Below are 14,816 nucleotides of genomic sequence, written 5' to 3' on the forward strand. Positions count from 1 at the left end.
GTATTCGGTATTCGGTTGTTATAGTGTAGAAAATTTGACACTATTATTTTGATTAATTATATTGAATTAAATTTTAATTCATAGCAAATGGCAGGACACAGCAAATGGGCTAATATTAAGCATAGAAAAGGTGCCCAGGATAAAAAGAGAGCAAAGCAATTTACAAGAGCAATCAAAGAAATAACGGTTTCTATTAAAGAGGGGAATAGTGCAGACCCAGAAACCAATCCAACTCTCAGGAATGCAATATCTAATGCTAAGGGAGTTAATATGCCGAAAGACACAATAGAGCGGGCCATTAAAAAAGCTTCGGGAGCAGATGCAGATCAATACGAACAGGTGAGCTTCGAGGGTTACGGACCACATGGCATCGCCATTTTTGTAGAGTGCACTACAGACAACACCAACCGAACTGTAGCTTCAGTCCGTTCCATTTTTAGTAAAAATGGCGGAAGTCTTGGCACCAATGGCTCCTTAGAATTTCTTTTTGACAGGAAAGGAGTGTTTGTTCTGGACACTACAGAACTTGAGTTAAGTTTAGAAGATCTTGAATTGGAATTAATCGATGGCGGAGCAGAAGATTTTGAAAAAGATGAGGAGCTCATCACCGTCTTTACTGAATTTACGGATTTTGGCAAGATGTCTGCTAAACTGGAAGAGCTTAACATCGAGCCTAAAAATGCAGAAATTCAAAGAATACCACTAAATACTACTGAGCTTCCAGTAGATCAAGGAGAGCAAATTTTAAATTTAATCGATAGATTTGAAGAAGACGATGATGTCCAAAATGTGTATCATACTCTGGAAATTAACGATGAACTCATAGCAGCCGTTGACCAGGAATAAATTATATTTAACATATAAAAAACAATGACAATGAGAACCTTCCTTTCTCTTTTTACTCTATGTGTGATCTCTATTAATATTAGCCAGGCTCAGGAACAGTCTCAGCCAGAAACGCTAATAGAGAATAGCGACGACAGAAGTTTTAGTCTGGATTACTACTTTGGTGTTGGACTACTCTACACAGATGCACTAGACATCAATCCGTTTTTAAGCGAAAGTAATGTGCCTACAGTGAGACGATTTCCTGTTGAGTTATCCGTAGGAATGACTGGAAGTTTTGGCAAGAATACGATTGATTTTGAATTTGGGTTTTACAATCAGGAACGCGATGACAATGGTTTTGGTCATAAAATGAATTCAACACAGCTGACTTTAAGATACCTTAGACGAGTCGTGAAATTTGAAAATAATAATCAGTTATTTGTAGGTTCAGGGCTGATGTTAGGCACCAAAGATCTGGAGTTTTTTGATGAAAATGACAGTGTTGATTTAAATGATCCTGGCAGCTTTGGAGATGTGGCAAAGTTGGATAACTCACAATTCTACATTAGCCCAAGTCTTGGTTATTCCATTCATTCTTCAGACGATAATGAAGAGTATTTAAGATTTCAACTCTCTTATGAATTAAATCTCACAAGTAATGACTGGGAGTCAGATTATGCCAGGGTTAATAATAGTTTTGAAGAAACTGGTAACCGTTGGAGATTGCAGGTTATCTTTCCTTTTTAATTAGGCTTTTTTGTTTTTCAAAAAAAGAGCAATTACAGCTGAAAAGAAGACTCCTGTAGCTAAATTATTAAATATAGCCTGACTAACCATGCTGTTCAAATTGTAAATCTGAACCAGTCCTTCACGGGGAATACCCTGCTCAGCTCTCACTTCCACAATATTGGATAAAAATTGTGGAGAAATAAATTCAGTCATAAGATAAATCGCAGCAGGTGATAATCCTGCGATTACTGCAGATAAAACCACACCAGAAATAAAAGCCTTTTGCCAGGTAATTTCACCACCATAGTACTTTTCTCGTTTCTGACGAATAGCAACGATATAAATCAAAGCTTGGGGAACTAATAACCAAAAGGAAAAAACGGCTTGACTACTTACATGCTCATCGTGATAGCCAAGGAATTTTTCCAGATATACCCAAGCTATACTAATTGCTGTAAAAGCAGTCGCCCATTTCAGTTCAATTTCAAACTTCTTCATGATGGGGATAAAATTTTACTGGTTTAATAGCACCCACTCTCCCTTATCAATCATAGGAATAGCTTGTTTGTATTTCAGTGTTTTTTCCTCACCTGTTCCTACATGTTTGATCGTGACTTTATCATTTCTACCTATCTTAGGCTGTTCCCTCACAACAGTCTCTACAACTTGCTGCTGTTGACTAGCCTGTGCTCCTGCCCTTCTGGATTGAGCTGCACGTTCATCCAGATTCTGGATCTCATCTTTTTGTGTTTTGAGATCTTCTTTTGGTCGACGCTGCTTCGCTTCTGTAATCTGGTCTGGCTCTCGTTTAGGTAATTCACCTTTAAAGAGGAAGGAAATCACATCCTTATTCACCTCTTCTATCATAAGCTTAAATAATTCAAAAGCTTCAAATTTGTATATCAACAACGGGTCCTTTTGCTCATGGACCGCCAATTGTACACTTTGCTTAAGCTCATCCATTTTACGCAAATGGTTCTTCCAGGCTTCATCTATTATAGCTAGTGAAATATTCTTCTCAAAATCAGTAATTAATTCTTTACCTTCAGTTTCGTAAGCCTTTTTTAAATTGGTGGCTACCTGAAGAGTTTTTTGGCCATCTGTAAAAGGCACAGCAATACGTTCAAACTTATCTCCCTGCTTTTCGAACACCTGCTTAATAACCGGATAAGCTTCTTCAGCATTACTGATCATCTTATTTTTGTAGTTCTCGTAAGCTTCTTTATAAACGATACCAGCAATTTTTTGAACCGGCTGCTTATCAAATTCAGCTTTCGTGACAGGAGAATTCATAGAGAAGAATCGAATCAATTCAAATTCAAAATTCTCAAAATCATTAGCGGCAGCATTGGACGAAGTGATCACCTCTGCTGTATCAAATATCATATTGGCAATATCAATTCTTAAGCGCTCACCGTATAGTGCATTATATCTTCGTTTATAAATCACTTCACGCTGAGCGTTCATCACATCATCATACTCCAATAGTCGTTTTCTGATACCAAAGTTGTTCTCCTCCACTTTTTTCTGCGCACGCTCTATGGATTTAGAGATCATAGAGTGCTGAATCACTTCACCTTCCTCTAGTCCCATTCTATCCATCAGTTTGGCGATTTTTTCACTCCCAAACAGACGCATTAAATTATCCTCTAAAGACACATAGAATTGAGAGCTTCCTGGATCTCCCTGTCGACCAGCACGACCTCTCAACTGCCTGTCTACTCGTCTGGAATCGTGTCGCTCCGTACCAATAATGGCTAAACCACCTGCATCCTTTACTTCTTTAGAAAGCTTGATATCTGTACCACGACCTGCCATGTTGGTAGCAATAGTCACTATACCACCCTTACCTGCTTCAGCAACAATATCGGCCTCGCGCTTGTGTAACTTAGCATTCAGGACATTATGAGGAACAGAACGCAATTTCAGCATTCTACTCAATAATTCAGATATCTCAACAGAGGTTGTACCGATCAATATTGGTCTGCCTTGGGCTGAAAGTTGAGCCACCTCTTCGATTATGGCGTTATATTTTTCTCTTTTGGTTTTATAAACTTTGTCCTGCTTATCGTCTCTGGCAATTGGCTTATTGGTAGGGATTTCCATCACATCCAACTTATAGATTTCCCAAAATTCTCCAGCTTCTGTCATCGCTGTACCCGTCATACCGGCCAGCTTATTGTACATTCTGAAGTAATTTTGAAGAGTTACCGTAGCAAAAGTTTGAGTAGCGTCTTCAATTTTTACACTCTCTTTAGCTTCTATCGCCTGGTGGAGTCCGTCAGAGTAACGACGACCATCCATAATACGACCTGTTTGTTCATCGACGATTTTAACTTTGTTGTCCATGACCACATACTCCGTATCTTTTTCAAAAAGCGTATAGGCTTTCAAGAGTTGTCTCAACGTGTGAATGCGCTCACTTTTAACACTAAAATCTCTGTATAATTCTTCTTTCTTCTCCGCTTCCTCTTCTTTAGATAACCCCTCTTTTTCAATTTGAGCGATTTCCATCCCTATTTCTGGCATCACAAAGAAATCTTTATTGTCTTCACCAGAGAGGTAGTCGATTCCTTTATCAGTCAAATCGATTTGGTTGCTTTTTTCTTCAATAGTGAAATACAATTCGGCATCCACCTTGTGCATTTCTCTATTGTTATCCTGCATATAATAGTTTTCAGTTTTTTGAAGGAGTTGCTTCACCCCTTCTTCACTCAAAAACTTAATTAAAGCCTTGTTCTTAGGTAAGCCTCTATAGACTCTCAGCAACTGGAATCCACCTTCTTTGGTATCACCTTCTTTGATGAGTTTTTTAGCTTCTGCTAAGACGCCTGTCAAATGCTTACGTTGTACCTCAACAATTTTGGCGACCTGAGGTTTAAGGTTTTCAAATTCGTGAACATCCCCTTTAGGAACGGGACCAGAAATAATAAGTGGTGTTCTGGCATCATCAATCAATACAGAATCTACCTCATCCACAATCGCATAATGATGAGGACGTTGAACTAAATCTCCAGGGGAGTGGCTCATATTATCTCTTAGATAATCGAATCCAAACTCATTATTAGTCCCATAGGTGATATCTGCGTTATAAGCCTTTCTTCGCTCTGCAGAATTGGGTTTGTAATAGTCAACACAGTCTACACTTAGACCGTGAAATTCAAAAATAGGGGCCATCCAGGCACTATCTCGTTTGGCCAGGTAATCATTGACCGTTACCAGGTGTACGCCCTGACCGCTTAAAGCATTCAAATAAACCGGAAGGGTGGCTACCAGAGTTTTTCCTTCACCGGTTTGCATCTCTGCAATTTTACCCTGGTGCATGGCAATACCACCAATCAACTGGACGTCATAATGAATCATGTCCCAGGTCACTGGTTTTCCAGCGGCATCCCAGGAATTGTTCCAAATGGCTTTTTCACCTTCGAGGTTCACATAATCTTTAGCAGCAGAAAGTGTTCTGTCAAACTCTGTGGCTTCTACCTCAAGGGTAGTATTGTGGAAAAAGCGCTTGGCAGTTTCTTTAACGGTAGCGAAAGCTTCAGGAAGAATTTCGTTTAAGACTCCTTCAGTGGTTTCGTAAATTTTATCGTTTAGTTCGTCTATTTCAGCGTAGAAATTCTCTTTAACATCGATATCTACCTCGGCCTCAGCTTTTTCTTTAAGCTCATCTATCTGAGACTGAAGTTCTGCTGTAGCTTCTTTGATCTGGTTTTTAAAACGAGTAGTGTTCTGGCGAAGTTCATCTATACTTTGAGCTTCAAATTGACTTTCGAAGCTTTTTATTTGGTCTACAATCGGCATGATGGCTTTAAGATCTTTCTTGGTCTTATCGCCTACAAATACTTTTAAAACGGAATCTAAAACACCCATAAGTGGCTTTATTAATTTAGTGAATCAAAGGTAACGAAAAAAAAAAGTCTCTTTACGAGACTTTCAGTGTGATTTTAGGGAAGGCAGTACGTTAGTATTCATCTTCGTTCCATAAATAATCGTCATCTGTTGGATAATCTGGCCAGATTTCCTCTATAGAATCATAAGTATCTCCTTCATCTTCTATGGATTGTAAGTTTTCCACAACCTCTAATGGCGCACCAGTCCGTATTGCATAATCTATCAATTCATCTTTGGTGGCAGGCCAAGGCGCATCACTCAAGTAAGAGGCAAGTTCTAAAGTCCAATACATTGTAAGGAAATTTTAATTTTTGCAAATGTAATTTTTTTCACATAACAGTCAACATTTTTATGCATTATTTGACTGTAAAATTTTGCTAAGGCACTGATTTCAAATTTACTGGTTAAAGGATATTAACAGTTTACCCTCGAGTCGTGAGTCGTGAGTCGTGAGTCGTGAGTCGTGAGTCGTGAGTCGTGAGTCAAAAATTAAATGTCTTGAGATTAATCGGCAAGTTAAAGGCACTTTTAATATCAAAATCGAATTTGTTATTTTTAATTTCTGGAACTCACTTCTTCGTAACTCTAAAACTCTCCAACTACTTGCTGGTATCTGGAATCCACTTCACTTCATCTGCATTTTTCTGCTTGGCAACACTCCTTGCTAAAACAAACAAATAATCCGACAGCCTGTTTAAATACTTCAAAACCCTATCATCGAAAGGTTCCAGATTAAAAAGCGCTGCACAGATACGCTCAGCTCTTCGGCAAACCGTTCTGGAAACATGGCAGTGCGATACTGCTACATGTCCACCAGGAAGCACAAAGTGTGTCATAGGAGGTAATTCTTCGTTCATCCTATCTATTTCATCCTCTAGGAATTGGATATCCTCATCTTTTAGTTTTGGAACCTTAGCATCGTTAGAAGCTTTGGCTGGATCTGAAGCTAAAATAGCTCCAACGGTAAATAATTTCTCCTGGATTACAACTAAGCCAGCTTTTGATTTCTCATCAAGATCCTGATCCCTAACCAAACCCAAATTAGCATTGAGCTCATCTACGGTTCCATAACTGTCAATTCTAATATTATGCTTTGCAACGCGCTTTCCTCCAAAGAGTGAAGTTGTGCCTTTATCGCCGGTTTTGGTGTATATTTTCATTTTTATACTTTTTGCCAAATATAATCATATCGCAATGAAGTGAATGATTCTAAATGATGGGAGTTTTTGAGTAAATTGTGTATGGTCTACTGGTCTACTGGTCTACTGGTCTACTGGTCTACTGGTCTACTGGTCTACTGGTCTACTGGTCAAAAAATTAAATTTTCCAGAATAAGTACACAAGTTTAAAGCATTTTGAATTTCAAAAAAACATAGAGCTATGAAAACACACAAAGATTTAAAAGTTTGGAAAGAGTCAATTGATTTTGTTACAGAACTATATAAGAAGACTAATAAATTTCCGAAAACAGAACAATATGGGCTAACGAGTCAGATAAGAAGAGCTGCGGTGTCGGTTCCTTCAAATATTGCTGAAGGCTTTGCCAGAAAAGGCCTTAAAGAAAAAATTAGATTTATGTATATCGCTTTAGGGAGCAATAGTGAGGTGGAGACTCAACTTATCATTGCTAACAACTTAGAATATTTATATAATGAACAATTTCAATATTTAGAAAAACAAAATCAATTATTAGGCAAACGTCTTATAAATCTTATTCGTTATTTTGAAGAGAAGGTATAGAAACTGGTCAACTGGTCAACTGGTCAACTGGTCAACTGGTCAACTGGTCAACTGGTCAACTGGTCAACTGGTCAACTGGTCAACTGGTCAACTGGTCAAAATTTAAAATTCTAGATATTAAGAAACAAATTATAGGCTAAAAACTATGAGCCGTCAAGTCAGTCAAAACTCCTGCCTGGCTTCTTCGTAATAAGCTTTGAATAACTCGAGAAGAGAAATTGAAGTCTTGGTTAGTGTTTTGGTTTCCAGTAAAATTCCAAAGTAAAGTTTAGAGTTTTTAGGACTGTTTTCGGTCTCTCGTATTCTTTCAATTTGCTTTTGCAACAATTCAGAGATCTTACTTAATACTTTTCGCTCATTCTTGATCAGGGTTTCAATACTATCAAACTCAGAAGATTGAAACGCCTTCACTAATTCACTATAAACTTCATCCAGATCCTGCTGCACACTCTTCAAGTCCCGAATTTGATTAAATTTCAGGTTCTTGTGATTATTACTTACGTGCGTATGGCTACTTCTGGTAATATAAGCAAGAGATTGAACCATATCCTGAAGATAATCGAGCGTCAATACATAGAATTTAGAAGCCTCTACGTTGGTGTCTTCCAAAGATTTGATGTAGTAAAAGATATTATCTTTCAATTCATTGATAGTGGTTTCCAGCTCTTCCTGACTTTTCAAACTACGTTTGAGTCTACTTAAATCGTGATAGCCCAAATTATTGATGACATCAAGAAAAAGATGATTCACACCAGATATAATTTTCACAATATTATCAGAAGATTCTTTAGTAATTTCATTGATGGTAATAATATCGGTTTTGTTGAATTTTTTATGTTGGCGTTCAAGTTTTACGCGTTTGGAATGTCGGAATCCACTGCGTATGATAGAAAACAAAGTAAGGATAAGTAATCCGCCAATAGCATAAAAAGATCCAAACCAAATGATAAGTGACAATAACCCAGCTGCGGTAAAAGCGATAGCTGCTGTGGCTATCCAACTTCCTAGGACATTAAAAACACCAGACACTCGATACACTGCACTTTCTCTTCCCCAGGCTCTATCGCCAAAGGAAGTCCCCATTGCCACCATAAAGGTGACATAAGTGGTAGACAAGGGTAAGGTATAGCTGGTAGCTAATGAAATCAAAATACTGGCTAAAACTAAGTTGACCGATGCTCTAAGCAAATCAAAGGCAGGTTTCGCTACCCCTTTTTTATATTCAAAGGCTTTCTCAGGAGAGCTAAATCGACTATTGATTTTATTTTGAATAGGTTCTGAAAGGACTTGAGAAAAAGTCTGACCAACAAAAACAGAATACCGTACCACAGTTCTGGATAGAGCATTAGGCTTAAAGCGTTCCTGACCTTCACCCTGGCGACCCAAATTGACACCAGTTTGAACAACGTACCTGGCCTTACTGGAGAACCAAAGGGTTATGACCATGATTGCCCCAGCAGTGACGAGCAAATAAACCGGGGTTTTTACCTCCCCTGAAAGTCCATCCATTAAAAAATCATTAGGCAGAACTCCAGAGGCTAAAAAGGCTTCTTGCCAAAGAAGAAAGGATTGCCAGGCGGCAATACTTACGCCTATAAAATTGACCAAATCATTTCCCGCAAAAGCCAAGGCGAGGGCAAAAGTTCCAATAACCACGATGACTTTTAAGATATGGCAACGAAAGACCTGGATGAGTAATTGAGAAATCAGGGTCCAGAACAAAAAGCTCAAGCCAATGATCCAAAGTTTGTTTTCTAAAACTTGCTCAATAAAATTTTCATTAAGAAAAGTAATGGAATTGGTTCCTTTCAGTAAAATGAAATAGGTGATGGCAGTAAGTGATACTCCTCCATATAAGCTTCCGATGTAATTGAGTTTTTTCTTATAATCAAAAGAAAAAATAAGCCTGGAGATAAATTGTACAATCGCCCCAACGGCAAAGGCTATAAAAACTGAAACTAAGATGCCGAGACTGATTTCTGAGGCTTTCTGAACGTTGATGTATTGTTCTAAATTAGCAAAGCCAGCGCCGGTTTCATTTAACTTTAAAAGCGATATCACCACTGCTGCTCCAAGCAATTCAAAAACCACAGACACCGTTGTAGAGGTAGGGATACCCAGAGAATTAAAAAAGTCCAAGAGAAGGATATCGGTAATGAGTACAGCCAAAAATATGATGATGATTTCATCAAAAAAGAAAAGGCCTGGATTGAAGATTCCTTTTCTGGCCACTTCCATCAAACCGGAAGAAAACACAGCACCAGCTAAGATACCAAGTCCAGCGACCACCAATATAGTACGCATTGGAACTGCTTTAGAGCCTATTGCTGAATTCAAAAAATTCACTGCATCATTACTCACTCCCACTACCAAATCAGCAATAGCGAGAAGAAATAAAATTACAATAAGGAAAATATAAAGCGTTTCCATCCAGAAAAAATCAAGCGCAAAAATCACACATTCTTAGCTTATGATGAAAGGTCTATTGTTATCAAATGATTAAGTTAGTTGTCTGTTATCAGTCACTTATTGTCGGTCATCTGTTAACAGTTTTTCGAGTAGTCGTTTATTCGGATAGTCGAGGAGTCTTAAGGCTTTCTTATGTCTTCTTGAGTGCTTTTATGTAGTAAAACAGAATGAAAAAGTATCGAGAGGTGGTTTGTTGTGAGTCGTGAGTCGTGAGTCGTGAGTTGAAAATAAAAATTTGAAATGACAAGACTAAGGCAAAGTAAAATTGACCAAAGACAGGGCAGGGGTCAAAAATTTAATGTCATTCTGAAGGAGCCTTTTCGGCGACTGAAGAATCCCTCCTGTCGAAAAGTATAGAGACTCCTTGCCTTTATCAGAGAAACCTGCCTGCCAAAGGCACGACAAGAAGGCGCAGTCAGGCTCGTTGAAGCTAAAAACTTCTCTGTTGGAATGACAAGTACCTACTGCCATTCTAGAAAAAGCGCAGCGGAATGAAGAATCTCTCCTGTCGAAAACACAAAGACCAATTGCATTTATAGAAATACACAAGTCTGCCGTTACTCGGGCTTAAGGAACCTAAAGCTGAGCCAATAAAAAACTCCGAAAGATTACTCTTTCGGAGTTGATATAAGTTTTTATCCAGAAGTTTATTTCAATTCGAAAGAAACTCGTCTCACGATTTGTCTAGCTTCTTCAGAGTTTTTGTCTACAGAGCTGTCTACACCACCACCTCTATAACTTAAGCGAGATTCTTCAATACCAGAAGCAATCACAATGTCATAGACTTTCTTAGCACGATTTTCAGATAGGGTATTGTTGTACTCTGTATTGCCAATCTGATCTGCATAACCAGTCAACACAGCTTCCGCCTCAGGGTGTGCCCTCATGTATTTTACGATTTGATTGATGGCATCCAAAGAATAATATTCTGGTTGTGTGCTGTCAAACCTGAAATACACATTGATTAAGTTATCATTTGCATCGGGCTTCACGCCTTCAACTCCACCAGCGAAATAAGTCTCGCTAGCATACTCTTTGGTGACATACATTTTTTCTAAAGAAGACTCCAGTTCGTCTGGAATACCATTCTTATTCATGTCTATAGATTCTCCTTTGGTATTGACGGCAACTCCTGAAGTGGTATTAGGCTCTCTATCCAGGTAATCGGCAACACCGTCTTTATCGGTATCCTGTAAATCACGCTGAACTTTAGCCAACTGCTCCTCCAGTTCCTGAACTCGGTCTCCAAATAATTTTTTAGGCGAATTGTCTACCCAGTCGGCATGTTTGTCATGCTTACCAAGATAGATAGATAGTCCACCTGTGGCGGTAACAATCATCCCATCAAAGTTTCTTGTTTGTGGGACATTGGCACGACCGTCATAAGTTAAATCTTGTTGGAGATTACCTATCACAGAAATATCAAGATTCAAGGCAATATTGTCCGTCAATCTTATTTGCGGCGTTAAGCCCCCCATAAAGTTCAATAGAGTTTCGCTTTCATTAGCTAGAACAGCATCAGCAGGTAAGGATACATTAGTAGCCCCTATTCCACCATGGAATAATAAATTGACGCGTTGAGTAAATTCTCTAAATCCTAAAATATTACCAAGATTGATAACACCTTCTAAGTTAGCCCTGAAGACCTCTGTGTCGAGATCAAAAGCTGGGTCACCTGTGTTTGTACTCTGGAAATACAATCCACTGGCCTTGAATCCAAATTTATCGTTAACCATATAACGCGCTCCTAATTCAAAAGCAACATCTTGTAGTTTAGTATCAAAAAAAACACCCTCGGTAGCTGGGGTGATGGGAGAAGAAGCTTTGGCTACCCCTACGCCTACATCAATAGACCACTTATTATAGTCGTTCAAAAGACTTTCCTGAGCTGTACTGCTTAGAGAAAAAGCAGCAAAGGCTAATGTAAGTAATGTAATTTTTTTCATAATCATGATTTTATCTAGGCAAATATATAGTCTTCGTTTTAAAAATTCTGTAGAATTAATTTGAAAATTTAAGAAATGTTAAAAATATTATTTGAAGTTGCCAAGTATGATTCAAAATTGCTGAATAACTATCTTAAGCTATTATTCTACAAAGTTTTAAGCCTCATTTTAGAATAAATAAAAAAATATAATTTATTGAATTGGCCTTGCAGGATTTCCTACCGCCTTAGTGTGGTTTGGCAAATCATTTATAACCACTGTGCCAGCACCCACCACACAATTTTCTCCAATTGAAATGTTGGGAATCAAAATGGCTCCTGCTCCTATATGGGTACCCTTTCCAATTTGCACTCCTCCGCAAATCGTAGCATTTGGGGAGATATGGACAAAATCGCCAAGTTCACAATCATGTTCTACTACAGCTCCTGAATTAATAATGCAATGTTTGCCAACTATTGAAGAGGTATTAATGACTGCCAATGGCATCACCACACTTCCTTCTTTTATAGCTATTGCTTCGGAAACTTGTGCAGAGGAGTGAATAAGCGCTTTAGAAAACAGGTTTGACTCTAGTCGATTCACTAGTTGTTTTCGCACAGAATTGCTACCAACACTAATGATGAGGGGATACTGATTTAATTGGTCCTGATGATCTGAAGGTGACAGCACCTCATGACCCAAAAGCGAGGTGATCGATTCATCATCATCAAAAAAGTAGGCGACTTCCACATCGCCTGTGCTTGCAATAATGTCTAAAATGACTTTAGCGTGGCCGCTGGCACCGTATAGATTGATTTTTCTTGATTCTTTATTGTTCATCTGCTGTGATTAAACATTTTAATATCGAATTTGTAATTGAACTAATTGTCCTTATTCTTTTTTGCATTGCCCAAAAAAGAATCAAAAAAGTCTAGGCTGTAGAATATCCTGCTTAGAAATTCCCTTCAAACTTCTCTGCAGTGGCTTGTCCGCCTTGATTGATGCCTTCTGATTTGATGACTTTCTTCAAGGTTAAAATTAGAATTTTCAAGTCAAAGGCAAAACTTTGTCTCTGGACGTATTCTACGTCCTTTTCAAATTTACCTTGCCAAGATAAGGCATTTCTCCCATTTACCTGGGCCCAGCCCGTAATACCAGGTTTAACCTGATGACGCTTTTGTTGTTCAGCATTGTATAGTGGCAAGTATTCTGGCAACAAAGGCCGTGGCCCCACAAAACTCATATCGCCTTTCACTACATTGATCAATTGTGGAATCTCGTCTAAAGAAGTTTTTCGAACGAATTTACCTACTGCGGTTAAACGTTCAGCATCTGACAGTAAATTACCGTTTTCATCTTTCTTATCATTCATGGTTTTGAATTTAATGATACTGAAAATACGCTCATTCTTCCCCGGTCGTTTTTGAAAGAAAAACGCTTTGCCCTTATTGGCAATGGCTAAACCTATCGTTACTAGAATAAAGATTGGACTCAGCACAAGCAAGCCGATGAGGGCAGTGAGAAAGTCGAGGAAGGGTTTTATGAGTGGTTTGTACATTTTTAATGACTGGTGAGGAGTGACTAGTAACTGGTGATTAGTAACGAGTAAATAATAATTGGGTAATAAGTTACTTGCTAATGATAACTGTTTACTAGTTACTATTTACTGCTTTAATTTTATGCTTTTTATGAGACCGAATAACATTTTTGAAATGGAATCTAATTTCGATTTTAGCTGCTCATTAGAGCTACTTTCAATAAATCCTAAATTTTCAGCGATTATCAATTGAGTCTCTAACTCTGATGCACTTCCTAGTCCAATGTATAAGAATTGAATGAATTCTTTTTGTGAATGTCTGGCGGCACCTTCTGCAATATTTGAGGGAATTGAAACTGAAGACCTTCTGATTTAGGGAAGTTTTCAGTTTGTTTATAAATTTCAGTGACTAAATGAATTGATTCTTCCCAAACCTTTAAGTTTTTGTGTGTTTTCATATGTTAAAGTGATTAGTGACTGGTAATGAGTGACAAGTAATTGGTGATAAGCGACTGTTTACTACTTACTAGTCACTATTTACTAATAAACGTTCATACTCCTCCAACAAGGCCTCCCAAACCAATTGCTGCTCATACCTTGAGGTAATCATGTCTCTGGCGTTGCTTTTTAATTCCTGATATAGGTCTTGATCTTGCATTAATTTTAGCATGGCTTGTTGTAAATCATTTTGCAAGGCCTTGGATGGTGAGGTTCCCACCTTCGCGGGAACTATAATACCGTTCTTTCCGTTCTCTATAATTTCATTACAGCCATTGATATCACTCACTATGCTAGGCAAGCCCATAGCACCAGCCTGCATCACCACATTGGGAAAGCCTTCGCGGTAGCTAGGGAAAGCAAGCGCATCTGAAATGGAGAAATACGGCCGCACATCTTCCTGAAAACCTACAGAGATGATGTTGGGATTGGAATTGATTTCCACTAAGGTTTCGGGCAATAAGGGATCAAGTTCAGATTCGTAAGGGCCCACAAGAAGTAACTTGTGATTAGTGACTGGTGACTGGTTTTTAGTGGCAAGTGATTCGTGACTAGTCACTAGTGACTGCTTACTAATAACTGAAAAAGCTTTAACCAACTCGTTGATGCCTTTGTCCCCAACCAGGCGACCTACAAAAGTGAACACAAAGTCTTTTTGTTGCATGCCTAATTGCTGACGTAAAGCATGGTTTTGCTGCTGGTTGTAGTTTTCTGGATCGAAATGTGAGGTATCGATGCCATTGGAGCTGCCGTTAGCAATCACTTTTACTTTATCTGCTTTGGCGTAATTATTTTTTAAAATAAATTTTTCCAGGCCCTTAGAGTTGGAGTACACTTTAGTAGCACAGGTATAAGTTAATTTCTCGACGGCGTCCAGAATTTTCCGTTTTACCCCTTTAGTTTCCATGAGTGGCAATCCAGCTACCGTATGTAAACGGATAGGCACTCCAGCCAGGTTAGCTGCCAGCATACCTAAAATCCCTGCTTTAGGCGTATGGGTATGCACGATGGTTGGTTTTTGCTTCCTGAACAAGCATATGAGCTTAACCAAAGACAGTAGATCACTCAACGGCGTAATCTGGCGCGTCATGTCAATATCTTTGACCTTGACTCCCTCATTAACTGCAACTTGGTCGAGCTCTGCTTTGGGACCGGAAGACACACACAAAACCTCAAAACATTTACTCATAAACCTA

At 38.6% G+C, this 14,816-nt stretch carries 15 protein-coding genes; 4 read left to right on the plus strand and 11 right to left on the minus strand.

Annotated elements, in window-relative coordinates:
- The first annotated feature begins 87 nt into the window (after nucleotides 1-87).
- Nucleotides 88-846 carry a YebC/PmpR family DNA-binding transcriptional regulator gene (locus F598_RS0100590; protein ID WP_019037064.1) on the plus strand — a complete coding sequence of 253 codons (759 nt, stop codon included), beginning with the start codon at nucleotides 88-90 and terminating at the stop codon, nucleotides 844-846.
- Nucleotides 847-876: 30 nt separating this feature from the next.
- Nucleotides 877-1,575, plus strand: a complete 699-nt coding sequence (locus F598_RS0100595; protein ID WP_019037065.1) for a hypothetical protein — start codon at nucleotides 877-879, stop codon at nucleotides 1,573-1,575.
- On the opposite strand, the gene F598_RS0100600 is transcribed toward F598_RS0100595, so the two are convergent.
- The 4 genes from F598_RS0100600 to F598_RS0100615 form a co-directional block, all read right to left on the minus strand.
- Nucleotides 1,576-2,055, minus strand: coding sequence for a DUF4199 domain-containing protein (locus F598_RS0100600; protein ID WP_019037066.1), 480 nt, complete (start codon nucleotides 2,053-2,055; stop codon nucleotides 1,576-1,578).
- A 15-nt stretch (nucleotides 2,056-2,070) separates the two neighbouring features.
- Nucleotides 2,071-5,430 (minus strand): preprotein translocase subunit SecA, encoded by a 3,360-nt coding sequence (gene secA, locus F598_RS0100605; RefSeq protein ID WP_019037067.1) that lies wholly within the window; start codon nucleotides 5,428-5,430, stop codon nucleotides 2,071-2,073.
- A 91-nt stretch (nucleotides 5,431-5,521) separates the two neighbouring features.
- Nucleotides 5,522-5,743 carry a DUF2795 domain-containing protein gene (locus F598_RS0100610; protein ID WP_003441576.1) on the minus strand — a complete coding sequence of 74 codons (222 nt, stop codon included), beginning with the start codon at nucleotides 5,741-5,743 and terminating at the stop codon, nucleotides 5,522-5,524.
- A gap of 307 nt (nucleotides 5,744-6,050) precedes the next feature.
- Nucleotides 6,051-6,611, minus strand: a complete 561-nt coding sequence (locus F598_RS0100615; protein WP_019037068.1) for a cob(I)yrinic acid a,c-diamide adenosyltransferase — start codon at nucleotides 6,609-6,611, stop codon at nucleotides 6,051-6,053.
- 66 nt (nucleotides 6,612-6,677) lie between these two features.
- Between F598_RS0100615 and F598_RS15685 the strand changes: the two genes are divergently transcribed.
- Both F598_RS15685 and F598_RS0100620 read left to right on the plus strand, forming a co-directional pair.
- Nucleotides 6,678-6,800, plus strand: a complete 123-nt coding sequence (locus tag F598_RS15685; protein WP_281163560.1) for a hypothetical protein — start codon at nucleotides 6,678-6,680, stop codon at nucleotides 6,798-6,800.
- Between the two features lie 31 nt (nucleotides 6,801-6,831).
- Nucleotides 6,832-7,191: a four helix bundle protein gene (locus F598_RS0100620; protein ID WP_019037069.1), complete on the plus strand. Its 360-nt coding sequence runs from the start codon at nucleotides 6,832-6,834 to the stop codon at nucleotides 7,189-7,191.
- A gap of 162 nt (nucleotides 7,192-7,353) precedes the next feature.
- Here the strand turns inward: F598_RS0100620 and F598_RS0100625 are convergent, their stop codons facing one another.
- From F598_RS0100625 to F598_RS0100650, 7 genes are all read right to left on the minus strand, one after another.
- On the minus strand, nucleotides 7,354-9,621 hold the full coding sequence (locus tag F598_RS0100625; protein WP_019037070.1) for an inorganic phosphate transporter: 2,268 nt from the start codon (nucleotides 9,619-9,621) through the stop codon (nucleotides 7,354-7,356).
- Between the two features lie 686 nt (nucleotides 9,622-10,307).
- Nucleotides 10,308-11,606 (minus strand): OmpA family protein, encoded by a 1,299-nt coding sequence (locus F598_RS0100630; protein ID WP_019037071.1) that lies wholly within the window; start codon nucleotides 11,604-11,606, stop codon nucleotides 10,308-10,310.
- Nucleotides 11,607-11,798: 192 nt separating this feature from the next.
- On the minus strand, nucleotides 11,799-12,425 hold the full coding sequence (locus tag F598_RS0100635) for an acetyltransferase (protein WP_019037072.1): 627 nt from the start codon (nucleotides 12,423-12,425) through the stop codon (nucleotides 11,799-11,801).
- A gap of 112 nt (nucleotides 12,426-12,537) precedes the next feature.
- The gene (locus F598_RS0100640) at nucleotides 12,538-13,143 is read right to left on the minus strand and encodes a sugar transferase (protein WP_019037073.1); all 606 of its coding nucleotides are present in this window, start codon (nucleotides 13,141-13,143) and stop codon (nucleotides 12,538-12,540) included.
- A 105-nt stretch (nucleotides 13,144-13,248) separates the two neighbouring features.
- The gene (locus F598_RS14715) at nucleotides 13,249-13,473 is read right to left on the minus strand and encodes a four helix bundle protein (protein ID WP_425413757.1); all 225 of its coding nucleotides are present in this window, start codon (nucleotides 13,471-13,473) and stop codon (nucleotides 13,249-13,251) included.
- Nucleotides 13,398-13,580: a four helix bundle protein gene (locus F598_RS15780; RefSeq protein ID WP_425413754.1), complete on the minus strand. Its 183-nt coding sequence runs from the start codon at nucleotides 13,578-13,580 to the stop codon at nucleotides 13,398-13,400. Before F598_RS15780 ends, F598_RS14715 begins: the two co-directional genes overlap by 76 nt.
- Before the next feature lie 68 nt (nucleotides 13,581-13,648).
- Nucleotides 13,649-14,809: a glycosyltransferase family 4 protein gene (locus F598_RS0100650; RefSeq protein WP_083925440.1), complete on the minus strand. Its 1,161-nt coding sequence runs from the start codon at nucleotides 14,807-14,809 to the stop codon at nucleotides 13,649-13,651.
- Between the last annotated feature and the right edge of the window lie 7 nt (nucleotides 14,810-14,816).

This window comes from Psychroflexus tropicus DSM 15496, assembly GCF_000378765.1.
GTDB lineage: Bacteria > Bacteroidota > Bacteroidia > Flavobacteriales > Flavobacteriaceae > Psychroflexus > Psychroflexus tropicus.

Bases quoted from the DNA above. Each gene is read 5' to 3' on its own strand.
- F598_RS0100620 (WP_019037069.1), top strand. From the start codon at position 6,832: ATGAAAACACACAAAGATTTAAAAGTTTGGAAAGAGTCAATTGATTTT.
- F598_RS0100590 (WP_019037064.1), top strand. From the start codon at position 88: ATGGCAGGACACAGCAAATGGGCTAATATTAAGCATAGAAAAGGTGCC.
- F598_RS15780 (WP_425413754.1), bottom strand. From the start codon at position 13,580: ATGAAAACACACAAAAACTTAAAGGTTTGGGAAGAATCAATTCATTTA.
- F598_RS0100600 (WP_019037066.1), bottom strand. From the start codon at position 2,055: ATGAAGAAGTTTGAAATTGAACTGAAATGGGCGACTGCTTTTACAGCA.
- F598_RS0100610 (WP_003441576.1), bottom strand. From the start codon at position 5,743: ATGTATTGGACTTTAGAACTTGCCTCTTACTTGAGTGATGCGCCTTGG.
- F598_RS0100650 (WP_083925440.1), bottom strand. From the start codon at position 14,809: ATGAGTAAATGTTTTGAGGTTTTGTGTGTGTCTTCCGGTCCCAAAGCA.
- F598_RS0100630 (WP_019037071.1), bottom strand. From the start codon at position 11,606: ATGAAAAAAATTACATTACTTACATTAGCCTTTGCTGCTTTTTCTCTA.
- F598_RS0100635 (WP_019037072.1), bottom strand. From the start codon at position 12,425: ATGAACAATAAAGAATCAAGAAAAATCAATCTATACGGTGCCAGCGGC.
- F598_RS0100625 (WP_019037070.1), bottom strand. From the start codon at position 9,621: ATGGAAACGCTTTATATTTTCCTTATTGTAATTTTATTTCTTCTCGCT.
- F598_RS0100615 (WP_019037068.1), bottom strand. From the start codon at position 6,611: ATGAAAATATACACCAAAACCGGCGATAAAGGCACAACTTCACTCTTT.
- F598_RS0100595 (WP_019037065.1), top strand. From the start codon at position 877: ATGAGAACCTTCCTTTCTCTTTTTACTCTATGTGTGATCTCTATTAAT.
- secA (WP_019037067.1), bottom strand. From the start codon at position 5,430: ATGGGTGTTTTAGATTCCGTTTTAAAAGTATTTGTAGGCGATAAGACC.
- F598_RS0100640 (WP_019037073.1), bottom strand. From the start codon at position 13,143: ATGTACAAACCACTCATAAAACCCTTCCTCGACTTTCTCACTGCCCTC.